Raw genomic sequence first — 22864 nt, 5'->3', positions numbered from 1 at the left:
ACAGAGATCCAGTGTGGGAGCGGGCTTGCTCGCGAAGCAGGCGACTTGGTCTTTCAGACAGAATCCGGCACCCGATTCCAATACTTGAACAACGGCTCCGCCAGAAACAACACAAACAACAGCCGCATCACCTGCATCGCCGTCACCAGCGGCACTGACAATTGCAGGGTTTCCGCCGTCAGGCTCATCTCCGCAATCCCGCCGGGCATCATGCCTAATGTCAGCGAACGCAAATCCAGATGGGTCAGCGCACTCAACCCCAATGCCGCCAGCGTGGCGATCAGCATGGTCAGCACCGTGCCAATCAACGTCCGCCCCATAAACGACGGCGCACGCCGGAAAAACTGCCGATTGAAGTGGCACCCCAACCCGCTGCCAATCAGCCATTGGCCGATCTGGCTGCCGCCGTTGGGCAACCCGATGTGCAGGTCCCAGCCAATACTCACCGCCGCACTCACCAGCAACGGCCCGAACAGCCACGGATTGGGTTGACGCAGACGCTCCCAGAGCCAGGCGGCGAGGGCGCCCGCCGGGAATAGAAGTGCCAGCCAGCGCCAGTCGACGGAAGTGGCATGGGCCAGCGGTGCACCGTCACCCAACAAATACTTGAATGCCGCCGGTACACACAGCACCACCACCAACACCCGCAGACTTTGCCCCGCCGCAACACGACTGAGCACCGCGCCGTTACGCGCGCCGAGGTTGACCATCTCCCCGGAGCCGCCGGGCATGCTGGAAAAGAACGCGGTGGCGCGATCTTCACCGGTACGCCGCATCAACCAGACCCCGACCACGGCCGACAGGCTGGTGACCAACGCACCGAAGAAGATCAGACCGAAGTGGCTCAGGACCTGCTCCATCACCACCGGGGTGAAGTGCAGGCCGATGCCGATGCCGACAATCCACTGGCCGCACTTGCGGCCGCCAGGGATTTCCGCCAATTGCCAGGGTGTCAGGCAACGCACCAGGATGATCGCCAGCAACGAGCCGACCATCCACGGCAGTGGCCAGCCGATCTGGCTGGCCAGGTAACCGCCCAGCAGACCGACCAGCGGGGTTCCCCACCAGGCTTTGAAGGGTGTTCGATCAGACATCGGCGATAACGCGCCGGGCGACCGAACGTTTGCGCCAGATTCGCAGGATCGGCATAAGCAGCATGATTGCGGTCAGTACCCAGACACCGAAGGTGATCGGGCTCGACCAGAGGATTTCCAGCGCACCGTTGGAAATCGACAGGGCGCGACGCAGGTTCTGCTCCATCAAACCGCCGAGGATGAAACCCAGCAGAACCGGCGACAACGGGAAGTCCAGCTTGCGCAGGATGTAGCCGAAGATGCCGATGCCGATCATCAGGAACAAGTCGAAGGTGGTGGCATGCACCGCGTAGACGCCGATCCCGGTAATGATCGCGATCACCGGCACCAGCGCCCAGTTCGGCACGGCAAGGATGCGCGTGAAGATGCGGATCATCGGAATGTTGAGGATCACCAGCATCACGTTGGCGACGAACAACGACGCGATCAGGCCCCAGACAATGTCCGGTTGCTGTTGGAACAACAGCGGGCCCGGGGTGATGTTGTACAGCGACAGCGCGCCGATCATCACTGCCGTGGTACCCGAACCCGGAACGCCGAGGGTCAGCATTGGCACCAGGGCACCGCAGGCAGCGCCACCGATAGCGGTTTCCGGAGCCGCGAGGCCACGCATGTCACCTTGTCCGAAAGTGCCCTTGGCGCCGGCGATACGTTTTTCAGTCATGTAGGCTACGGCACTGGCCAGTGTTGCGCCGGCACCCGGCAGAACGCCCATGATGAAACCGAGCAGACCGCAACGGATGTTCACCACGAACACCGCCGAGGCTTCCTTGAAGTTGAACATCATGCGCCCGGTGGCTTTCACCGCTTCCTGGCCGCGATGAGTTTTTTCCAGCAGCAGAAGAATTTCACTGATGGAGAACAAGCCCAGTACCAGCACAACGAACTGAATACCGTCCGTCAAATGGATGTTATCCCCGGTGAAACGGTACACGCCGCTGTTGGCATCGATCCCGACGGTCGATAGAAACAAACCGATCAGCGCGGCGATAAAGGTCTTTAGTGGTCGGTCGCCGGCCATGCCGCCGAGACAGACAATCGCAAACACCATCAGCACGAAGTATTCCGCAGGTCCGAAGGCAATCGCCCATTTCGCCAACAGCGGGGCGAACAGCACCATGCCGCAAGTCGCGATGAACGCACCGATGAACGAGCTCCACGCCGACAGCGACAGCGCCACACCGGCCAGGCCTTTGCGGGCCATCGGGTAACCGTCGAGGGTGGTCATGACGGTGGAAGCTTCGCCCGGGATGTTCAGCAGGATCGAGCTGATCCGGCCGCCGTATTCGCAACCCAGGTACACCGCCGCCAGCAGGATCAGCGCCGACTCCGGTGGCAGGCCGAGGGCGAACGCGATCGGAATCAGCAACGCCACGCCGTTGATCGGGCCTAGCCCCGGCAACAGCCCGACGACGGTGCCGATCAGGGTGCCGCACAGCGCGGTCACGAGGTTGTACGGGGTCAGCGCGACGCCGAAGCCCTGACCCAAATAGCCAAGAGTATCCATATCAGTTCTCCAGAACGTCGAGCACGCCCAGCGGCAGTGGCACGTCCATCACCTTGTCGAACAGCAGATAAAGACCGATAGCCATCAGGCTGATGATCACCGTGCTGGGTAGCCAGCGGCCGCCATACAGGCGTGCCATGGGGATTCCAATCAGAATGCTGGCGACGATGAAACCAAGGGGTTCGAAGGCCCCGGCGAACACCAGCAACAGCAGCACGCAGATGCCGATTTTGATCAGGGTTTCGCGGTCCAGTTTCGGGTCGTCGTCGCTGTGCACGATCGGCGTCGGCCGAAACACCATGTACAGCAACGCCAGCCCCATCAGGCCGAGCATCAACAATGGAAAGGCGCGCGGCCCCACCGGTTCGTAGGAAAATGCCGCTTGATACGGCCACGCCATCAGCGCCAGGCCAACACAGACCAGCAACAGCGCCGAAGCGAAAATGCGTTGTAAGAGCATGGGAAACTCCTGTGCCGCGGCCCCGCAGAACGGGGGCCGCAGCCGCTAGACAGAGGCGATCACTGAATCAGGCCGAACTCTTTGGCCAGCACTTTGTAGTCTGCCACCTGCTTCTTCACGTAGGTGTCCAGCTCCGGGCCGGTCATGGCGAACGGGAACAGCTCACGTTGATCGCGCAGCTTGGCGAACTCTTCAGAAGCCAGCAGCTTGTCGAAAGCGTCTTTCCACCAGGCGTAGTCTTCGTCGCTAACCTTTGGCCCGAGGTAGAAGCCGCGAACCACTGGCCAGACGATGTCGTAGCCTTGCTCCTTGGCGGTCGGAATGTCTTTCATTTCCGGCTCGTCCAGACGCTTCTCGGCGAACACGGCCAGCAGGCGCATGTCACCGCTCTGGATGTGCGGCATGGAGTCGGAGATGTCGGTGCTGCCGACCTGGATGTGGCCGCCGAGCAGGGCGGTGGCGATTTCACCGCCGCCTTCGAGGGCGACGTAACGCAGGTCGCGCGGGTTGATCCCGGCAGCCTTGGCGATCAGGGCGGTCTGCATCCAGTCCTGGCTGCCAACGGTGCCGCCGGAGCCGATCACCACTTTGCTCGGATCTTTCTTCAACGCCTGAACCAGATCGTCCAGGTTCTTGTAAGGCGAATCGCTTTTCACCGCGATGGCACCGTAGCTTGTTCCAACCGCCGCCAGCCAGCGCACGGCGCTTTCATCGAAGCGGCCGAACTTGCCTTGGGCCAGGTTCAACAGCGAACCGCTGGACCACGCTACCAGCGTGCCAGCGTCGGCTGGACGCTGAGCGACCACCGCGTTGTACGCCACCGCGCCAACACCGCCGGGCATGTAGGTCACGCGCATCGGTTTGGTCAGCAGTTTCTGATTCACCAGCGCGCTCTGCGCCAGTTTGCAGGTCAGGTCGAAACCGCCACCGGGCGAGGCCGGGGCGATGCATTCCGGGCGTTTGGGTTCAGCGAGCAATTGGCCGGCGAACAGCAGGGCGCTGGCGGTGAGAGCAACTTTACGCATTGAAAGGTTCATTCAAGTCTCCTTGGGAGTTGTTGTTATAGGTGTACTGAATTACCAAAGGGCAACGCTATAGCTCACCAGCAGACGCACTTCATCGGCATCGCGAGCGGAGTAGTTGGAGCGGTAAGTGGCATTACGCAGGCGCACGGCGACATCCTTGAGCGCGCCGCTTTGTACGACGTATTTGATTTCGGTGTTGCGTTCCCACTCTTTGCCTTCGTCGCCGTTCTTGAGCTTGATGTTGTCACCGCTCACGTAACGGCTCATGAAACTCAGGCCGGGAACCCCGAGCCTGGCGAAGTCAAAGTCGTAACGTGCCTGCCAGGAGTGTTCTTCGGCGCCGGCAAAGTCGTTGATCTGAACGAAGTTGACCAGGTACGGGTCACTGCCATCGACATAAGGGAACGCGCTGTCGCCGGACATGTGCTGATAGCCGGCGCTGAATTTATGCCCGCTCAAGGCGTAGCTCACCAGGCCGTTGAGGGACTTGTTGTCGATCTTGCCGCCGCGGGCCGCGCCCTGGTCATCACTGATGGCCAGGCGCAGATCGGTGCCGAAAGTGCCGGGGCCGAACGGTTGCGAAGCGACAACACCGAGGAAGTGCTGGTTGTAGACTTCATCAAGTTGCGCGAAGTGGTAGCTGCCGGTGATTTTGTCAGTGAACTTGTAGTCCAGGCCGCCAAAGTCGAAATGCTTGCCGGCTGCGGTACCAGCGAAGCGGCTGTTCTTGTTGTTGAGGGCGATGTCCTCGAAATCGGTGCTGTCGCGGTCCTTGGCTTTTTCCAGGCGACCACCGGTGAAGGTCAGGTTCTTGATCTCTTTGGAGGTCAGCATGCCGCCTTCGAAGGTCTGCGGCAGGATGCGCCCGTCGTTGGGCTTGAGGATCGGCAGTTCCGGAATCAGGCTGCCGATTTTCAGCTCCGTGGCGGAGATTTTCACTTTGCCGGTCAGGCCAAGCTTGGAGTACTCGTCAGCCGCGCGACCGTCGTCATGGGTCGGCAACAGGCCGGTGCCGGTGCGGTCCGGACTTGAATCGAGTTTTACCCCCAGCATGCCCAGCGCATCGACACCGAACCCCACGGTGCCATCGGTGTAACCCGATTGCAGGTTGAGCATGAACCCCTGAGCCCATTCGTCCCGCTTGGATTGCTGGGCGCTGGTACCGTCGCGAAAGTCTCGGTTGAAATACATGTTGCGGGTTTCGAGGGTTGCCGTACTGTCTTCGAAGAAGGCAGCCTGACTCAACGGCGAAAAGCCGGCGAGGGCGGCGGCACTGGCAAGGGCGGTGTGGCTGAGGCGGGAAAAGCGAGCAGGCGGGCGAGCCTGAAGCTGAATGGACAGCATCTTGAAGTACTCCGTTTATTGTTCTTATTGGCGAAAACGCTTCGAGGCGTTTTTCGTACGCTATGTGCGGTAGCGACGAGCAGTCGAAACTGTCCGTGGCTGGACTCTAACGGGCCAACCTTTCGCTAACCTTTCAGAAGACTTTCACGGTTCTCGGGCTTCACAGCGGCGGTTGCGGCTGTAAACTCCGCGCCAAAGAATGGCGTCGACCATCCCTGAATGAGGTAAAGATCCATGCGTGTTCTGCTCGTCGAAGACCATCTGCAGCTCGCCGAAAGTGTCGCCCAGGCGCTCAAGAGCACCGGGTTGACCGTGGATGTGCTGCACGACGGCGTGGCGGCCGACCTGGCGTTGAGCAGCGAGGAATACGCCATGGCGATCCTCGACGTCGGCCTGCCGCGCATGGATGGCTTCGAAGTGCTGGCGCGCCTGCGGGCGCGGGGAAAGAACCTGCCGGTGTTGATGTTGACCGCCCGCAGCGACGTCAAGGATCGGGTCCACGGCCTGAACCTCGGCGCTGACGATTACCTGGCCAAACCTTTCGAACTGACCGAACTCGAGGCCCGGGTCAAAGCCTTGCTGCGCCGCAGTGTGCTCGGCGGTGAACGCCTGCAGCGCTGCGGCGTACTGGCCTATGACCTGGACACTCGGCGCTTCACCCTCGGTGAAGAATTGCTGACCCTGACCTCCCGCGAACAGGCAGTGCTCGAAGCCCTGATCGCCCGTCCCGGTCGGGTGATGAGCAAGGAACAACTGGCCTCGCAGGTATTCGGTCTGGACGAAGAGGCCAGCCCCGACGCCATCGAAATCTATGTCCATCGCCTGCGCAAGAAGCTAGATGGCCAACCGGTGGTCATCGTGACCTTCCGCGGTCTCGGCTACTTGCTGGAAAGCCGCGATGCATAAGCCCAGCAGCTTGCGCTGGCGGTTGCTGTGGAATCTGGCGCTGTTGCTGGTGGTGTTGATGCTGGCCAGTGGTTTGAGCGCTTACTGGAACGGTCGCGAAGCTGCCGACACCGCCTATGACCGGACCTTGCTGGCCTCGGCGCGGACTATCGCCGCCGGTGTCTCCCAGCGCGACGGCTCGCTGAGCGCTGACGTGCCGTACGTGGCCCTCGATACTTTTGCGTACGACAGCGCGGGGCGGATTTTTTACCTGGTCAACGACATCAATCAGAAGCTGATCTCGGGCTACGAAAACCTGCCACCACCGCCGCCGGGAACGCCGCGCACCGATGACTATCCGGCACTGGCGCGTTTCTATAACGCCAAATACCAGGGCCAGAACGTACGCGTGGTGAGCCTGCTCAAACCCGTGAGTGATCCGAACATGAACGGCATGGCGGAAATCCGCGTGGCGGAAACCGATGAAGCGCGGGTCAGCATGGCCCGCAGCCTGGCAGCGGACACGTTGCTGCGTCTGGGCATGCTGGCGATCGGTGCGTTGTTGCTGGTGTGGTTTGCGGTCAGCGCCGCGTTGCGTCCGCTGGAACGCTTGCGCACCGCGGTGGAAGAGCGTCAGTCGGACGATCTGCGGCCGTTGCCGTTGGTGGAAGTGCAGCACGAATTATGGCCGCTGGTGCGCGCGCTCAATCACTTCACCGAGCGCTTGCGCGGGCAGTTCGAGCGTCAGGCGCAGTTCATCGCCGATGCCGCCCATGAGCTGCGTACTCCCTTGGCGGCGCTGAAGGCACGGCTGGAACTGGGCTTGCGCTCGACCGAACCTGAAACCTGGCGCAATACGTTGGAAACCGCCGCCCAAGGCACGGACCGTTTGACCCACCTTGCCAATCAATTGCTCTCGCTGGCACGGGTCGAAAATGGTGCCCGGGCCATCGCCGAGGGCGGCGCGCAGTTACTTGACCTCAGTCAACTGGCGCGCGAACTCGGCATGGCCATGGCGCCGCTGGCCCACGCACGCGGTGTGGCGCTGGCGCTGGAAGCGGACGAACCGGTGTGGTTGCGCGGCGAGCCAACGCTGTTGAACGAACTGTTGAGCAATCTGGTGGATAACGCGCTGGCGCACACGCCGTCGGGTGGCAACGTGATTCTTCGGGTCACGGCACCGGCCGTATTGGAAGTCGAGGACGACGGCCCGGGCATTCCTCTTGAAGAGCGCGATCGGGTGTTCGAACGCTTTTACCGGCGCAACCAGCAGGTGGCCGGTTCGGGGTTGGGACTGGCGATTGTTGGCGAGATCTGCCGCGCACACCTGGCTCAAATCAGCCTGCACGATGGAGAGCAGGCGGGGTTGAAGGTGCGGGTGAGTTTTATCGCGGGATAGTTTTTCAGTGTCTGGGCTGACCCCTTCGCGAGCAAGCCCGCTCCCACATTCGATCGCATTTTTCCATGAAGAACTCGGTCAAGTGTGGGAGCGAGCTTGCTCGCGAAGGGGGCGCTGCGGTCTCGACTAATAGAACATCGACCGCGACTCTTCCAGATCGCGGCACATCGCCTCGTTCTCCGGATCAATCCCCAGCTTTTTGAACGCCGGCACGCTGAATGCGTCGATGCGCGCGAGGGGGTGGTCAGTGTCTTTGTGGCAATACAGGCTGGCCACCTGCACCAGATCGACATAGTCGACCCGCTCGGACTGTCGATTGAAGTCCAGATAAAGCCCCGGCACCTGTACCAGCATCTCCGGAAACTCCCAGACCCTGAGCAGTTTGTCGCCGAGCAGTGGATGAATGTGATCGATCACATGGTTGAGGCTGACCGGGTCAGCCAGCAGTTCATAGTGATCTTCGGCGTAGGTCAGAATCGGCAGCACACCGATCTGGTGCACCAGTCCGCCAAGGGCTGCCTGATCGGGCTTGAGTTGCGTGTACCTGCGGCACAGTGCATAGCTGATCCCGGCGATTTCCAGGCTTTTGCGCCAGACATCGCGCATTTTCTGTTCCACCACCTCGGAGCGGGCATGGAAAATCTGTTCCATGACCAGACCGATGGCCAGGTTGCTGCTGTAGTTGATGCCCAATCGAGTGATTGCCGTGTGCAGGTCAGTGACTTCCTGGGTCGCGCGCAACAGCGGGCTATTGACCACTTTGATCAGACGCGCCGACAGCGCGGTATCGCGGCCGATCACTTTGCTCAGGGTGCTGACACTGATTTCCGGGTCTTCAGCGGCCTTGCGAATCTGCAGGGCCACTTCCGGTAACGTTGGCAGAACCAGGTCATCGTTATCGATGGCCTCAACCAAATCCTGTTGGACCTTTTCCGCCAGCTCACTCATTTCGTTTCTCTAGGTATTGCGACCAATGCTGCTGTTAACGCTGGATTTCGCGATCGCGATCCAGTTCGTAAGGCAGGTCGAGCAGGTGCAGGGCTGGCCCTTCGAGCGCGCCCAGATGGATATCACCCCCTTCCGCTGCTTCAGCTTGCAGCACGGCCAGGAGTTCAATGTTTTGCCCGGCGTTGGCGGCCAGCACCACTTCGCCGATAGAGCTGCCGTGGGTAGGGGAAAACAATTGTGTGCCAGGTTCAGGCAATTCGTTGGCATCCAGTTTCAGGCGATACAAGCGGCGCTTGAGTTTGCCCAGGTACTGCATGCGCGCGACGATTTCCTGGCCGGTGTAGCAACCTTTTTTGAAGCTCACGCCACCCACGGCTTGCAGATTGAGCATCTGCGGGATGAACAACTCGCGCGTGCTCGGCATGACCTGACCGATCCCTGCGCGGATCTGGCCCAACAGCCATTGATTCAGATCGACTTCGGCCAATACGGCGGACAGCTTGCCCTTTATGAGGTCGGCCTGCTCGGCGGCGACCCAGAGTTCGGCGCGGTCCGGCGAGACGCGAATGGCGATCAAACCGTCATTGCGCGCGACGCTGTCGGTGTCGGCCGGAAGCTCGAGACCGAGGCTGATCAGTGCCGCATCGCCATGGCCCACGCCGAAGCGGACCCAAGCGGCGCTTTCGTCGGTCAGTTTGGATTTGGAAAACACCGCGTACTTTTTCAGGTCCGCCAGTTGCGGTTCCAGCAGTTCGGTAGCCATGGCCATCAGAACGCCGTCGCCTTCCAGCAGGATGCGGAAACTCGACTGCATCCGGCCCTTCTGCGTGCAGCGGGCGCCGAGGCTGGCCTGGGTATCACTCAGGTAATTGAGGTTGCAGGTCAATTGGCCTTGCAGGAATTTGCCGGCATCCGCGCCGCGTACTGCGAGAACGCCTTCGTGAGACAGGGTGCAGAAAAAAGCAGAATCGGCCATGGGTCATCGCAGGGTAAAGAGTCTGGGGGACATCATAAGGGTGCGCTCTCGAAATGGGTAGTTCACAAAGGATCGTTGGTGGCCGACCAAAGCCGAGTGTTCGACTGTGCCTGGGGCTGTATACTTGCCGCCTATTTGAGGAGCGCTCCATGGTCGAAGATGTTGAACTGAATCGCCTCTACTGGCACAGCCGCCGCGGCATGCTTGAGCTTGACGTGTTGCTGGTACCGTTCGTGAAAGAGGTCTATCCGCACCTCAATGATGTCGACCGCGATTGCTACCGCAAGCTGCTCGAATGCGAAGATCAGGACATGTTCGGCTGGTTCATGGAACGTGCCGAATCGGAAGATCCGGAGCTTCAGCGCATGGTTCGCATGATCCTGGATCGTGTCCAGCCCAAGTAATGCGTTCGAATGCCGCTGGCATGCCTCACGGCAATTGCTGGCGGCGTATCTTCTGGCCCAGCTGTTCGCGCTGGGTTCGCTGTGCCTTCTCTCTATTCCGGTCTGGGCCTGCCTGCTCGGCGCTTTTTGCTGTCTGGCTCACGGCGCTTGGGCGTTACCGCGACAGATTCTGCTGACACACCCAAGGGCATTTCGCGGCTTGCGTCGCAATGCCGATGGCTGGCAGTTGTGGAATCAGGAGGAGGGTTGGCAATCGGTGCAGCTACGACCGGACAGCCTGGCGCTACCTTTGCTTGTTGTGCTGCGTTTTCGACTGCGAGACGAGCGGCGGGTCAGATCAATCTGCGTTCCCCGTGACTCGCAGGCGGCGGATCTGCACCGGCGCCTGCGGGTTCGGCTCACGTTCAGTCGACGTAGGTGGGCGGCACCAGAATAGTGTCCAGAGCGACCGGCAGCATGTTCGGATAGTCGAGGGTGTAATGCAGACCGCGACTCTCCTTGCGTTCCATGGCTGACTGGATCATCAGCTCGGCCACTTGGGCCAGGTTACGCAATTCGATCAAATCCCGACTGACCTTGTAGTTGCTATAGAACTCGTCGATTTCATCGAGCAACAGACGCACGCGGTGCTGTGCCCGTTGCAAGCGCTTGTTGGTGCGCACAATGCCGACGTAGTCCCACATGAATCGCCGCAGTTCGTCCCAGTTGTGCGCAATGATCACGTCCTCATCGGAGTCGGTGACCTGGCTCGCATCCCAGACGGGCAGGGCGATCGGAATCGAAACCTGCGGCAGCTGCTCAAGAATGTCCGCCGCCGCCGAACGCGCGTAAACGAAACACTCCAGTAACGAGTTGCTGGCCATGCGGTTGGCGCCGTGCAGGCCGGTGAAGCTGGTTTCGCCAATGGCATATAGCCCCGGCACGTCGGTACGACCCTGCTGATCGACCATCACGCCGCCGCACGTGTAGTGCGCCGCCGGAACCACCGGAATCGGTTGCTTGGTGATGTCGATCGAGAACTCGAGGCAGCGTTCGTACACCGTCGGGAAGTGAGTCTTGATGAACGCTTCCGGCTTGTGGCTGATGTCCAGATAGACGCAATCGACGCCCAGGCGCTTCATCTCATGGTCGATGGCCCGTGCGACGATGTCGCGCGGCGCCAGCTCGGCGCGAGGGTCGAAGCGGTGCATGAAGCGTTCGCCGTTGGGCAGCTTCAGGTGTGCACCTTCGCCGCGCAGGGCTTCGGTGATCAGGAAACTCTTGGCTTGCGGGTGATACAGGCAAGTGGGGTGGAACTGGTTGAATTCCAGATTCGCCACTCGGCAGCCCGAACGCCAGGCCATGGCAATGCCATCACCGCAGGCGCCGTCGGGGTTGCTGGTATAGAGATAGACCTTTGCTGCGCCGCCCGATGCGAGGATCACAAAGCGAGCGGCGTAGGTGTCGACTTCACCGGTCCCGCGATTGAGGACGTAGGCGCCGAGGCAGCGATCACCTTCAAGGCCCAGGCGCTTTTCGGTGATCAGGTCGACCGCGACTCGCTGCTCCAGCAGTTCGATGTTCGGTCGTTGCCGGGCTTTGTCGAGCAAGGTTCTGAAAATCGCTGCGCCCGTGGCATCGGCGGCATGAATGATGCGCCGATGGCTGTGACCGCCTTCGCGGGTCAGGTGGAACTCGAATCCGCCATCTTCGGTGCCGGACTGTTCATCGCGGGTGAAGGGCACACCTTGGTCGATCAGCCATTGAATCGCCTCTTTACTGTGCTCGACGGTAAAGCGCACGGCGTCTTCGTGGCACAGGCCGCCGCCGGCATTGAGGGTGTCATCGACATGTGATTCAACGGTGTCGGTGTCATCCAGGACGGCAGCGACGCCACCCTGGGCCCAGAATGTCGAGCCATTGGCGAGGTCGCCTTTGCTCAGTACGGCGATGCGCAAATGACCGGGCAAGGTCAGCGCAAGGCTCAAACCGGCAGCGCCGCTGCCAATGACCAGAACATCATGTTGAAACTGTTGGCTCATTTCAGGATTCCGCTCAAAGCGACCCGGGTCGGGGTTGGCGCAAGACACCTGGATCGGCGAGTCAAGACAGCCACACAGCCCCCTAGTATATAGAGGGGGGGAGCGGCACAATAGCGAGCACACATGGCATTGTGAAACTACTGTGACGGAAAATACCTGACGCTTCGTCGGATGGTTTTTCGGCCGGTTCGGCGACAAGACGACTGTATCAACGATTTAACAGTCTTTTTCTATTCACGGTTGCACAATGTCGATCTTGTGCAGCTATAAATATTTGGAACTTTTGCCAAAGGCCCAAGATCAATAGACCGTTACCTGATTCAAGGGACAGTGTCGGCTTCAACGCGGGATCTGTGATTTGATCCTTGCCGGCGAATCCGATGACAAGATTATTCGCGCAGCCGGGTTGACCCGCGCTGCGCTTTTCGTGCGTGCCAAATCAGAGCCCGCAGGAAACTTGCTTGGAGGGGGAGAACTTTTGCGAAAAGCCCGAGTCTATGTTTGCAAGTCTGGTTGTTTAGTTATGCAAGCCTCCTCCGAGCTTATCGAGGAGTGTTCATGCTAACCCAGGAAGAGGATCAGCAGCTGGTCGAACGCGTTCAGCGCGGCGACAAGCGAGCTTTCGATCTGCTAGTGCTGAAATACCAGCACAAAATTCTCGGGTTGATCGTGCGTTTCGTGCACGACACCCATGAAGCCCAGGATGTGGCGCAGGAAGCCTTTATCAAGGCGTACCGTGCACTTGGAAATTTTCGCGGGGACAGCGCGTTTTATACGTGGCTTTACCGCATCGCCATCAACACGGCGAAAAACTATCTGGTTTCACGCGGCCGTCGGCCGCCGGATAGCGATGTCAGTTCCGAGGATGCAGAGTTCTACGATGGCGATCATGGCCTCAAGGATCTCGAGTCGCCAGAACGTGCATTGCTGCGGGATGAGATCGAAGGCACCGTCCATCGAACCATTCAGCAACTGCCAGAAGATTTGCGTACGGCTTTAACTTTACGTGAATTCGATGGTCTGAGTTACGAGGACATTGCGGCCGTCATGCAGTGTCCGGTGGGTACCGTGCGCTCCCGGATTTTCCGCGCTCGGGAAGCCATCGATAAAGCCCTGCAGCCGTTGTTGCAGGAAAACTGAGACAGCGGCGACAGCCAAGAGAGGAACGCCATGAGTCGTGAAGCCCTGCAGGAATCGCTGTCCGCAGTGATGGATAACGAAGCGGACGAATTGGAATTGCGTCGGGTATTGAATGCCTTTGACGATGTTGAAACCCGTGATACCTGGGCTCGTTATCAAATCGCTCGGGCAGTTATGCACAAGGACTTGCTGCTTCCACGTCTGGATATCGCTGCGGCAGTCTCTGCTGCGCTGGCTGACGAAGCTGTACCGGCAAAAGCCTCCCGTGGTCCATGGCGCAGCCTGGGTCGTCTGGCGGTCGCTGCTTCGGTAACCCTCGCCGTACTGGCAGGTGTTCGTCTGTATAACCAGGACGAGATCGCAGGGGTCGAACTGGCTCAGCAATCCAGTCAACCGGGTCTGGCCGTTCCTCAGGTCAAGGGTCCAGCTGTATTAGCAGGCTACAATGAGAGTTCGGAAGCCACTGGCCCTATGGCCAACGGCGTATTGCAAGGTCAGCCAGGCTGGCACGATCAGCGTCTGCCAGGCTACTTGCGCCAACATGCTCAACAAGCTGCACTGAAAGGTACTGAGAGCGCTCTGCCTTACGCTCGTGCAGCAAGTCTGGAAAACCGTTAAGGAGGATCATGCGCGCCATCCCTCTACTTACGCTTCTGCTCGGTGGCTGGTTTGTTGTTCCAGCCCATGCTGATGAAGCCCAGGACTGGTTGACCCGTCTGGGCCAAGCCGAGCAACAGCAAAGCTTTCACGGTACATTCGTCTACGAGCGTAACGGTAGTTTTTCTACCCACAACATCTGGCACCGCGTCCAGGATGGCAAGGTCCGCGAGCGTTTACTCCAGCTCGACGGCTCGGCACAGGAAGTCGTGCGCATTGATGGGCGTACTCAATGCGTCAGCGGCATTCTGATAGCTGGGCTTGGAGATTCCCCCAGCTCCTCTGCTCGTGCACTCGATCCACAAAAGATAAAGAATTGGTACGACCTTGCCGTCATTGGCAAGTCGCGTGTGGCCGGGCGTGCGGCAGTGATCGTTTCACTGACGCCTCGCGATCAACACCGCTACGGTTTTGAATTGCATCTGGATAAAGAAACCGGCCTGCCTCTCAAATCATTGCTTCTGAATGAAAAAGGGCAGTTGCTGGAGCGATTCCAGTTCACACAACTCACCACCGATGGTCCGTCCGACAGCGACTTGCAGCCTGGCGCCGATTGCAAAACGGTTGCCCTCGACAGCGACAAGGCTTCTGCAATCAAGGCGGCGCAAGTATGGCGTTCGGACTGGTTACCGCCTGGTTTCGAGCTGACCAGCAGTACCTCCCGCAAGGATCCAGAGACCAAAACCCAAGTCAACAGTCTGATGTATGACGATGGTCTGGCCCGTTTCTCGGTTTTCCTTGAGCCGTTGAATGGCGCAACAATTACTGACACTCGCACTCAGTTGGGGCCGACCGTTGCAGTTTCCCGACGCTTGACTACCCCGCAAGGCGAGATGATGGTGACCGTGGTCGGTGAGATTCCGATTGGCACCGCCGAACGGATTGCGCTATCCATGCGCAGCGACGCCACTGCAACCAAGTAGTGAGCTGAAATCGAAATGTTTGGTGAGCATTTCAACTTGCAAATATCCCCGATTTTTTCTATAGGTCAGAGCCCCTCGGCTCTGGCCTTGTTTGTTGTTCCCGGAACAAAAATACCGGCGTATCGTTCCCGGTGTTCCTTGCTCCATATCGCTTAACCATGCTCGTCGTAACGGGAGCCGTATGTCGATACCACGCTTGAAGTCTTATCTCTCTATTTTTGCCACCGTGCTGGTGCTTGGTCAGGCGGTCGCTGTTCAAGCGGCCGAGTTGCCTGACTTCACACAGTTGGTCGAGCAGGCCTCGCCCGCGGTGGTAAACATCAGTACCACGCAGAAACTGCCGGATCGCAAAGTGAGCGAGCAGATGCCCGACCTTGAAGGCTTGCCGCCCATGTTGCGCGAGTTCTTCGAGCGCGGTATGCCGCCACAGCCGCGTACGCCCCGCGGTGATCGTCAACGCGAAGCCCAATCCCTGGGGTCGGGTTTCATCATCTCGTCTGATGGCTACATCCTGACCAACAACCATGTGATTGCCGATGCAGACGAAATCCTCGTCCGCCTCGCTGACCGCAGCGAATTGAAAGCCAAACTGGTTGGCACCGATCCGCGTTCCGACGTGGCTCTGCTGAAAATCGAAGGCAAGGATCTGCCGGTCCTCAAGCTCGGCAAATCCCAGGACCTGAAGGCCGGCCAATGGGTTGTGGCAATTGGCTCGCCATTCGGTTTTGACCATACCGTGACCCAAGGTATCGTCAGCGCCATCGGTCGCAGCCTGCCGAACGAAAACTATGTGCCGTTCATCCAGACCGACGTGCCGATCAACCCGGGTAACTCGGGTGGTCCGCTGTTCAACCTGGCCGGTGAAGTGGTGGGCATCAACTCGCAGATCTACACCCGTTCCGGCGGCTTCATGGGCGTGTCGTTTGCGATCCCTATCGACGTAGCCATGGACGTTTCCAATCAGCTCAAAAGCGGCGGCAAAGTCAGCCGTGGCTGGTTGGGTGTGGTGATACAGGAAGTGAACAAGGACCTGGCCGAGTCGTTCGGTCTGGAGAAGCCAGCCGGCGCGCTGGTGGCTCAGATCCAGGATGACGGCCCGGCTGCCAAGGGTGGCCTGCAAGTAGGGGACGTAATCCTGAGCATGAACGGCCAACCGATCGTCATGTCCGCCGATCTGCCGCATCTGGTGGGCGCGCTGAAGGCCGGCTCGAAAGCTGATCTGGAAGTGATTCGTGAAGGTAAGCGCAAGAATGTCGAGTTGACTGTCGGCGCTATCCCGGAAGAAGGCAAAGAGCTGGATGCACTGCCGAAATCCAGCACCGAGCGCAGCAGCAACCGGCTGGGTGTTTCCGTGGTCGAGCTGACGGATGAACAGAAGAAAACCTACGACCTCAAGGGCGGCGTCGTCATCAAGGAAGTCCAGGACGGTCCTGCTTCTCTGATTGGCCTGCAGCCAGGCGATGTGATCACTCACCTGAACAATCAGGCAATCGGTTCCACCAAGGAGTTCACGGATATCGCCAAGGCGCTGCCGAAGAACCGCTCGGTGTCGATGCGGGTTCTGCGTCAAGGTCGCGCCAGCTTCATCACCTTCAAACTGGCTGAATAATCCGGTTGTTGGCTGAATAAAAAACCGCCTCGAAAGAGGCGGTTTTTTTATGTCTGAAATTTTTTCTGACAAGCGTCAGCCCATCATGTCCTTGATCATGCGCTCTTGCTCCATCAGCTCACGTTGCCGTGCATCGATCCGCGATGACAGCGGGAAGTTGGTGCCTGCCTTGCGCTTGGCGAAGTCCAGTTGCTGAATGGCCTGACGGTAATCCCCGACCAGGGCGAAATACTCGGCGCGGGCCTGATGCAGGCCGATGATGTTGCCTGACAGGCCGCGAGTCTCGGCCACCATGTACCAGACGTCCGGATCGTCCGGACGGCTCTTGAGCAGATTCTCCAGTGCTTTTTCCGCTTCCGGCGCACGGTTCTGCTTGAGCAGCAGGTCAACACGCACCGAATTCAGCGGATAGTTGCCGGGATACTGCGTCAACATTCGGTCAACCCGGGACTGGGCGTCCGGCAGGCGATTGTTGGTGATGTCCAGATCGACCTGCGCCAGGTTGTAGATGATCTCGTTCGGCGACTTGGCCAGCAGCAACTTGAGGTTTTCCCGTGCTTCATTCAGCTGGCCGCCCTTGATCTGGGCGATGGCCAGGCCATAGCGAGCGACATCGTTTTTCGGGTTTTCATCAAGCTGGGCGCGAAAGCGTTTGGCGCCCAGGCCCGGGGTTTCTTCATAGATCAACTGGACCCGTGCACGAATCAACTGATAACGCATCGTGTCTTCGATGCCGCCGGGTTTTGCCTGTTCGGCGCGGTTGCGGGTGTCAGCGATCCGCGACTCGGTCACCGGGTGAGTCAGCAGAAATTCCGGTGGCTTGGCGTCGAAGCGGTATTGGCGCGCCAATCGCTCGAACATGGTCGGCATTGAGCGCGGGTCGTAACCAGCCTTTTCCAGATTGAGGATGCCGATGCGGTCAGCTTCCTGTTCGTTCTGGCGAGAGAAACGCCGCTGTTCCTGAATGGCTGCCGCCTGCGTGCCTGCAATGGCAGCGATCCCGGCGTCGCCGGCGCCAGCTGCGGCAATCACGATCCCGGCCAGCAGCGCGGCCATCATCGGCACCTGCATGCGCTGTTGGGCTTCGACGCCACGGGCAAAGTGGCGCTGCGACAAGTGAGCCAATTCGTGAGCGAGTACCGAGGCGTATTCGCCTTCGGTCTGGGCATTGAGGAACAAGCCGCCGTTAACCCCGACAATGCCGCCCGGTGCCGCGAAGGCGTTGAGTTGCGGGCTGTTGATCAGGATGAATTCCAGGCGCCGGTCATTGACCTGGCTGGTCTCTACCAGCCGGTAGACGCTGGATTCGACGTAGTCCTTGAGCTGTGGATCGTTGAGCTGTGAAACCTGGCTGCGCAACAGCGCGAGCCACGCGCGACCCAACTGGTATTCCTGTTGCGGCGAGACGATGGCAGAACTGGCGTCGCCGAGTGACGGCAGGTCGTCGGCGAAGCCCGGTGAGGCGAGCAGGCAAGCGAGCGTCAGCAGGGTAGGGCGCAAAAAAGTCATGCACAAAGCCTTAGTCGACAAAGACCTTACTGTAGCCGGACACTACGCTTCGGACCAGATATTCTAGCCACTCGACCACCTGCCCCCGGAGTGATGCAATGACCGACGCTGTAGCCCATGACGCCGAGCTCGACGCCAGCGGCCTGAATTGCCCCTTGCCGTTACTAAAGGCCAAGCTGGAGCTCAATCGACTGGCCAGCGGCGCAGTGCTGAAGGTAATCGCCACCGATGCGGGCTCACAGCGCGACTTCCGCACCTTTGCCCGATTGGCGGGTCATACGCTGCTTCGTGAAGAAGATGAAGCGGGTGTTTACCGCTACTGGTTGAAAAAAGCCTGAATTCTGCTGCGTTCGTTTCTAAGGATTATTGATGTTCAAAGTGTTACGCGACTGGATTCAGCGCTACTTCTCCGATGAAGAGGCCGTTGTGCTGGCGGTCCTGCTGTTTCTGGCGTTTACCGCCGTGCTGACGCTGGGCGGCATGCTCGCACCGGTGCTGGCCGGGATGGTGCTGGCGTATCTGATGCAAGGCTTGGTCGTCACTCTAGAGCGCCTGCGCATGCCGGGCGGGGTGGCGGTGGGGTTGGTCTTTGCGTTGTTCATGGGGCTATTGCTGGTGTTCATCGTGGTTGTAGTGCCGTTGCTCTGGCATCAGTTGATCACGCTGTTCAACGAGTTACCCGGCATGCTCGCCAAGTGGCAGTCGCTGTTATTGCTGCTGCCTGAACGCTACCCGCATCTGGTGTCCGACGAGCAGGTGCTGCAAGCCATCGAAGTGGCGCGGGGCGAGATTGGCAAGTTCGGTCAGTGGGCGCTGACGTTCTCGCTGTCGAGTCTGCCGCTGCTGGTGAACATCATGATCTACCTGGTGCTGGTGCCGATCCTGGTGTTTTTCTTTCTCAAGGACCGGGAGATGATCGGTCAGTGGGTGCGGGGTTACTTGCCCCGTGAGCGGGCGCTGATCACCCGCGTCGCTCACGAGATGAACCGGCAGATCGCCAACTACATTCGCGGCAAGGTCATCGAGATTTTCATTTGCGGTGGCGTGACCTACATCGGTTTCGTTGTTCTGGGCCTCAACTACGCGGCACTGCTGGCGTTACTGGTGGGCGTGTCGGTGGTGGTGCCTTACGTCGGTGCCGTGGTGGTGACCGTGCCGGTCATGCTGATTGCGTTGTTCCAGTGGGGCTGGAGCGATCAGTTCATCTATTTGATGGCGGTCTACGGGATCATCCAGACGCTGGACGGCAACGTGCTGGTGCCGCTGTTGTTTTCGGAAGCGGTCAATCTGCATCCGGTGGCGATCATCTGCGCGGTGTTGTTGTTTGGCGGGCTGTGGGGCTTTTGGGGGGTGTTCTTTGCGATTCCGCTAGCAACCCTGTTCAAGGCCGTACTGGATGCATGGCCGCGCAAGGAGCCAGAAGTCGCGCCGCTGCTTTAACAGCTAGCCAGAATGGAGGGTGGGGCTGATGGCCTCATCCCGAGCAAGCTCGGTCCCACATTTGATCTGTGTGAACACAAAACCAATGTGGGAGCGAGCTTGCTCGCGATAGCGTCCGAGAGGACACCAAATGTTCAGGCTTTGTTTAACGCCTGAGCGGCAGCCAGAACAGCATCCACATGGCCCGGCACCTTCACTCCGCGCCATTCCTGACGCAGCACGCCGTCCTTGTCGATCAGGAACGTGCTGCGATCAACGCCCATGTATTCCTTGCCGTAGAGCTTTTTCAGTTTGATCACGTCGAACTGCTGGCAGAGTGCTTCTTCCTTGTCGCTGATCAGCTCGAAGGTGAACGCCTGCTTGGCCTTGAAGTTTTCGTGTGATTTAAGGCTGTCGCGGGACACGCCGAAGACTTCGGTGTTGGCGGCTTTAAACGCATCAAGCTGATCACGAAAGCCCTGACCCTGAGTGGTGCAGCCTGGCGTGCTGTCCTTCGGATAGAAGTAAATCACCACCTGCTTGCCTTTGAGGCTCGCGAGGTTGACGGTCTGCCCGCTGGTGGCGGGTGCTTCGAAGTCGGCAACCGGTTGGTCGATGGCAACGGCCATGAAAGTTTCCTTACATTGGGTTTTGTGGGCGCCACGGTTCGATCAGGGCATCCAGGTTCAGCGCGTCGGCGAAATCCAGGAACTGATCGCGCAGCCAGCTGATCTGCACGCCGGCCGGCAAGGTCACGGTAAACGTGGCATTGAGCATAGTGCCGCCGGTTTGCGGAGCCTGATAGGTGTCGCAGGTCAGGTTCTCGAGTTCGACGTTGTGGTCCATGAAGAACTGGCACAGCTCATTAATGATGTCCGAGCGGTAAGCCGAGCTGACATAGGCGACGTATGGCAGGGCCTGAGGACGATTCTCCAGCGCGGCGCTGCGTACCACATTGACCGTAAAGGCGTGCTTCTTGGCGAGACTCGGCAGGCTGCCTTCGAGGCGCGCCAGGGCGTCCCAGCTGCCGGAGATCTCGAGGATCAACGCACTGCACTCGCCATGACGCGTCAGGCGAGAGGTGACCACGGCGCAGCGGTTTTCATGGCTGGCGCGGCACAGGACGTTAGTCAGCTCCATGGGGTTGGCGCCGAGGGCACTGATGACAAGGAATTGTTCGCGAACTGTGGGGGTGGACATGCAGCATTCCTAAAGCGATGAGCGGTCGATACTTCTACGGGCTTTTTTTACCGGGAGCGAGCCTGCGGATGCGAATTCAAAAAACCCGAGCCGCAAGGTTGCAACGTGCTCCAGAGTGGCAAGAGCGAGGGGTGGCAACGCTGGATCGGGGCTTGTGATGCCGAAAATGGAGGCTGGAACCCGGCGTACGAGCTTATCAGTACCGATCAAAGTCTGAAGGGTAGCGAAAAGCAGCGCCAAGGGGAATGGCAGCAGCGCAGTACTTCGCTTGTGCAAGCATCTTGGCGCCAGTACCATTACCGCTCTCTTTTTCCGGCAGGAGCGGTTTCATGATTGCGGGCAGTATGGTGGCACTGGTCACACCCATGGATGCACAAGGGCGTCTTGACTGGGACAGCCTCAGCAAACTCGTGGACTTCCACCTTGAAAACGGCACCCATGCCATTGTCGCGGTCGGTACTACCGGCGAGTCGGCAACCCTCGATGTAGACGAACACATCGCCGTCATCAAGGCCGTGGTCAAGCAGGTCAATGGCCGTATTCCGGTCATCGCCGGTACCGGCGCCAACTCGACCCGCGAAGCCGTAGAACTGACTCGCAACGCCAAAGAGGCCGGCGCCGACGCCTGTCTGCTGGTCGTTCCGTACTACAACAAGCCGACCCAGGAAGGTTTGTACCTGCACTTCAAGCACATTGCTGAAGCGGTCGACATTCCACAGATCCTCTACAACGTTCCTGGCCGCACCTCCTGCGACATGCAGGCCGAGACCGTGATTCGCCTGTCCACTGTGCCGAACATCATCGGTATCAAGGAAGCCACCGGCGACATGAAGCGTGCCAAGGCAATCCTTGATGGCGTGAGCAAGGACTTCATCGTGCTGTCCGGCGATGATCCGACCGCTGTCGAGCTGATCCTGATGGGCGGCAAGGGCAACATCTCCGTCACCGCCAACGTCGCCCCGCGCGAAATGGCTGACCTGTGCGAGGCCGCGCTCAAGGGCGACGCCGAGACTGCACGGGCAATCAACGAAAAATTGATGCCGCTGCACAAGGATCTGTTCATCGAAGCCAACCCGATTCCGGTGAAGTGGGCTTTGGTCGAAATGGGCCTGATGCACGAAGGCATTCGCCTGCCGCTGACCTGGCTGAGCGCACCTTGTCATGAAACGCTTCGCACGGCCCTGCGCCAGTGCAGCGTCCTGGTTTAATTGAGGAAGTACTACGCATGAAGCGATTGGCCGGACTTTCCGCACTTGCCTTGATCATCTCCAGCACCAGTGGCTGCGGATGGGTCTGGGGCCCGGAAGGTTATTTCCGTGACCGCGGTAGCGATTACCTGGAAGCGCAACAGACTGCACCCATGCAAATGCCGCCGGATGTCAGCACCGCCAAACGTCTGGATCCGCTGTTGCCGATCCCGCGCAACGTGGCCGATGACACCGTCAAGGGCGAGTACATCGTTCCTCGTCCGCAGCCGTTGTCGGCAGCGGCTGACGCCAGCGCCTACTCCCTGCAAAAGACCGGTGATTCGCGTTGGATCGTCGCTCAGAACCCGCCGGCCGAAGCCTGGCCAGTGGCCGTGCAGTTCTTCCAGGACAACGGTTTCCGTCTGGACGAACAGCGTCCGCAAACCGGCGAATTCACCACCACCTGGCAGCATTCCGACGAACTGTCCGCCGCGATGGCCAAGCGCCTGAGCGCAGCCGGTGTCGGCGCCGACAGCGAAACCCGCGTGCGGGTCCGCATCGAGCCAGGCGTGCAGCGCAACACCAGTGAAATCTACGTGGTCAGCGCCGAGCGTCCTGCCGGTAGCACCTCCGACGTGGCCTTCACCAACCGTTCGGTCAACACTGGCCTGGACGCGGCACTGGTCGACGACATGCTCGCGAGCATGAGCCGCACCTCGGAGAAGGGCGGTTCGGTCTCCATGCTGGCTTCGCGTGACTCCGATACGCCAAGTCGTGTCAGCCTGAGCGAAGACGGCAGCGGTAACCCTGTCCTGAACGTCGGCACCGACCTGGATCGTGCCTGGTCGAGCGTCGGTCGTGCGCTGGAACAGGGCGAATGGCGCGTTGAAGACATCAACCGCAGTCTGGGTTTGTACTACATCAACCTGTCTGAAAAAGCCGAGAAGAAAGACGAGAAACCTGGTTTCTTCAGCGGCCTGTTCGGCAGCGCGCCGAGCAAGGAAGAAGTTGAAGCCCGTGCCGAGCGTTATCAGGTTCGCCTGAGCAAGGTCGGCGAAAACGTCCAGGTCACCGTCGAGAAAAACATCAACACCGTGGCGCCGGCAGATGTGGCGCGCAAGGTATTGAGCGTGATTCAGGACAACCTGGGCTGATCA

23 protein-coding genes are annotated in these 22864 nt (G+C 59.6%); 12 read left to right on the top strand and 11 right to left on the bottom strand.

What is annotated here, in order from left to right; translation table 11 throughout:
- Nucleotides 1-53: 53 nt before the first annotated feature.
- The 5 genes from ASC74_RS16815 to ASC74_RS16795 are packed head-to-tail and all read right to left on the bottom strand — an operon-like array spanning nucleotide 54 to nucleotide 5430.
- Nucleotides 54-1094, bottom strand: coding sequence for an AbrB family transcriptional regulator (locus tag ASC74_RS16815; protein ID WP_056742568.1), 1041 nt, complete (start codon nucleotides 1092-1094; stop codon nucleotides 54-56).
- Nucleotides 1087-2601 (bottom strand): tripartite tricarboxylate transporter permease, encoded by a 1515-nt coding sequence (locus ASC74_RS16810; RefSeq protein ID WP_056742566.1) that lies wholly within the window; start codon nucleotides 2599-2601, stop codon nucleotides 1087-1089. The genes ASC74_RS16815 and ASC74_RS16810 overlap by 8 nt, the downstream gene beginning before the upstream one ends.
- Nucleotide 2602: 1 nt before the next feature.
- Complete coding sequence (locus ASC74_RS16805) at nucleotides 2603-3061, bottom strand: tripartite tricarboxylate transporter TctB family protein (protein WP_056742564.1); 459 nt, start codon at nucleotides 3059-3061, stop codon at nucleotides 2603-2605.
- A gap of 59 nt (nucleotides 3062-3120) precedes the next feature.
- Nucleotides 3121-4098, bottom strand: a complete 978-nt coding sequence (locus ASC74_RS16800; protein WP_056742562.1) for a Bug family tripartite tricarboxylate transporter substrate binding protein — start codon at nucleotides 4096-4098, stop codon at nucleotides 3121-3123.
- Nucleotides 4099-4137: 39 nt separating this feature from the next.
- The gene (locus ASC74_RS16795) at nucleotides 4138-5430 is read right to left on the bottom strand and encodes an OprD family porin (RefSeq protein ID WP_056742561.1); all 1293 of its coding nucleotides are present in this window, start codon (nucleotides 5428-5430) and stop codon (nucleotides 4138-4140) included.
- Nucleotides 5431-5664: 234 nt separating this feature from the next.
- On the opposite strand from ASC74_RS16795, the gene ASC74_RS16790 reads away from it, so the two are divergent.
- Nucleotides 5665-6336 (top strand): response regulator, encoded by a 672-nt coding sequence (locus ASC74_RS16790; protein WP_008153060.1) that lies wholly within the window; start codon nucleotides 5665-5667, stop codon nucleotides 6334-6336.
- Nucleotides 6329-7714: a sensor histidine kinase gene (locus tag ASC74_RS16785; RefSeq protein ID WP_056742559.1), complete on the top strand. Its 1386-nt coding sequence runs from the start codon at nucleotides 6329-6331 to the stop codon at nucleotides 7712-7714. The genes ASC74_RS16790 and ASC74_RS16785 overlap by 8 nt, the downstream gene beginning before the upstream one ends.
- A 126-nt stretch (nucleotides 7715-7840) precedes the next feature.
- Here the strand turns inward: ASC74_RS16785 and ASC74_RS16780 are convergent, their stop codons facing one another.
- Nucleotides 7841-8662, bottom strand: coding sequence for an HDOD domain-containing protein (locus tag ASC74_RS16780; protein ID WP_046046131.1), 822 nt, complete (start codon nucleotides 8660-8662; stop codon nucleotides 7841-7843).
- 34 nt (nucleotides 8663-8696) lie between these two features.
- Nucleotides 8697-9638, bottom strand: a complete 942-nt coding sequence (ygfZ, locus tag ASC74_RS16775; RefSeq protein WP_056742557.1) for a CAF17-like 4Fe-4S cluster assembly/insertion protein YgfZ — start codon at nucleotides 9636-9638, stop codon at nucleotides 8697-8699.
- A gap of 149 nt (nucleotides 9639-9787) precedes the next feature.
- Here ygfZ and ASC74_RS16770 point away from each other — a divergent pair, with 149 nt between their 5' ends.
- The gene (locus ASC74_RS16770) at nucleotides 9788-10042 is read left to right on the top strand and encodes an FAD assembly factor SdhE (RefSeq protein ID WP_007944081.1); all 255 of its coding nucleotides are present in this window, start codon (nucleotides 9788-9790) and stop codon (nucleotides 10040-10042) included.
- On the top strand, nucleotides 10026-10478 hold the full coding sequence (locus ASC74_RS31170; RefSeq protein WP_082555836.1) for a protein YgfX: 453 nt from the start codon (nucleotides 10026-10028) through the stop codon (nucleotides 10476-10478). The genes ASC74_RS16770 and ASC74_RS31170 overlap by 17 nt, the downstream gene beginning before the upstream one ends.
- On the opposite strand, the gene nadB is transcribed toward ASC74_RS31170, so the two are convergent.
- Nucleotides 10447-12063 (bottom strand): L-aspartate oxidase, encoded by a 1617-nt coding sequence (gene nadB, locus ASC74_RS16765; RefSeq protein WP_046046129.1) that lies wholly within the window; start codon nucleotides 12061-12063, stop codon nucleotides 10447-10449. The genes ASC74_RS31170 and nadB overlap by 32 nt on opposite strands.
- A 558-nt stretch (nucleotides 12064-12621) precedes the next feature.
- On the opposite strand from nadB, the gene rpoE reads away from it, so the two are divergent.
- The 4 genes from rpoE (at nucleotide 12622) to ASC74_RS16745 (ending at nucleotide 16392) form a co-directional block, all read left to right on the top strand.
- A complete protein-coding gene (rpoE, locus tag ASC74_RS16760) occupies nucleotides 12622-13203 on the top strand; it encodes an RNA polymerase sigma factor RpoE (protein WP_007944079.1) in 582 nt (193 codons plus the stop codon).
- Nucleotides 13204-13233: 30 nt separating this feature from the next.
- Nucleotides 13234-13821 (top strand): sigma-E factor negative regulatory protein, encoded by a 588-nt coding sequence (locus tag ASC74_RS16755; protein WP_033054066.1) that lies wholly within the window; start codon nucleotides 13234-13236, stop codon nucleotides 13819-13821.
- Nucleotides 13822-13829: 8 nt separating this feature from the next.
- Nucleotides 13830-14783: a MucB/RseB C-terminal domain-containing protein gene (locus tag ASC74_RS16750; RefSeq protein ID WP_056742555.1), complete on the top strand. Its 954-nt coding sequence runs from the start codon at nucleotides 13830-13832 to the stop codon at nucleotides 14781-14783.
- A gap of 181 nt (nucleotides 14784-14964) precedes the next feature.
- The gene (locus ASC74_RS16745; RefSeq protein ID WP_056742553.1) at nucleotides 14965-16392 is read left to right on the top strand and encodes a DegQ family serine endoprotease; all 1428 of its coding nucleotides are present in this window, start codon (nucleotides 14965-14967) and stop codon (nucleotides 16390-16392) included.
- Nucleotides 16393-16467: 75 nt separating this feature from the next.
- Here the strand turns inward: ASC74_RS16745 and ASC74_RS16740 are convergent, their stop codons facing one another.
- Nucleotides 16468-17901, bottom strand: coding sequence for a M48 family metalloprotease (locus ASC74_RS16740; protein WP_056742551.1), 1434 nt, complete (start codon nucleotides 17899-17901; stop codon nucleotides 16468-16470).
- A gap of 98 nt (nucleotides 17902-17999) precedes the next feature.
- Here ASC74_RS16740 and ASC74_RS16735 point away from each other — a divergent pair, with 98 nt between their 5' ends.
- Together ASC74_RS16735 and ASC74_RS16730 are read left to right on the top strand one after the other, a co-directional pair.
- On the top strand, nucleotides 18000-18239 hold the full coding sequence (locus ASC74_RS16735; RefSeq protein ID WP_020300476.1) for a sulfurtransferase TusA family protein: 240 nt from the start codon (nucleotides 18000-18002) through the stop codon (nucleotides 18237-18239).
- Between the two features lie 31 nt (nucleotides 18240-18270).
- Complete coding sequence (locus ASC74_RS16730) at nucleotides 18271-19341, top strand: AI-2E family transporter (protein ID WP_046046124.1); 1071 nt, start codon at nucleotides 18271-18273, stop codon at nucleotides 19339-19341.
- Between the two features lie 134 nt (nucleotides 19342-19475).
- Here the strand turns inward: ASC74_RS16730 and ASC74_RS16725 are convergent, their stop codons facing one another.
- Both ASC74_RS16725 and ASC74_RS16720 read right to left on the bottom strand, forming a co-directional pair.
- Entirely contained in the window at nucleotides 19476-19949 is a 474-nt protein-coding gene (locus ASC74_RS16725) for a peroxiredoxin (protein WP_008153083.1), read from the bottom strand.
- Between the two features lie 10 nt (nucleotides 19950-19959).
- A complete protein-coding gene (locus ASC74_RS16720) occupies nucleotides 19960-20520 on the bottom strand; it encodes a glycine cleavage system protein R (protein WP_008034925.1) in 561 nt (186 codons plus the stop codon).
- A 329-nt stretch (nucleotides 20521-20849) separates the two neighbouring features.
- Between ASC74_RS16720 and dapA the strand changes: the two genes are divergently transcribed.
- Both dapA and bamC read left to right on the top strand, forming a co-directional pair.
- On the top strand, nucleotides 20850-21728 hold the full coding sequence (gene dapA / locus ASC74_RS16710) for a 4-hydroxy-tetrahydrodipicolinate synthase (RefSeq protein WP_046046122.1): 879 nt from the start codon (nucleotides 20850-20852) through the stop codon (nucleotides 21726-21728).
- A 17-nt stretch (nucleotides 21729-21745) separates the two neighbouring features.
- A complete protein-coding gene (gene bamC, locus ASC74_RS16705; protein WP_056742549.1) occupies nucleotides 21746-22861 on the top strand; it encodes an outer membrane protein assembly factor BamC in 1116 nt (371 codons plus the stop codon).
- Nucleotides 22862-22864: the final 3 nt, after the last annotated feature.

The organism is Pseudomonas sp. Root329 (assembly GCF_001424925.1).
Classification (GTDB): domain Bacteria; phylum Pseudomonadota; class Gammaproteobacteria; order Pseudomonadales; family Pseudomonadaceae; genus Aquipseudomonas; species Aquipseudomonas arabinosi.
The sequence above is the reverse complement of the archived record's forward strand: the minus strand, read 5'-3'. Positions and strand labels throughout refer to the sequence as shown.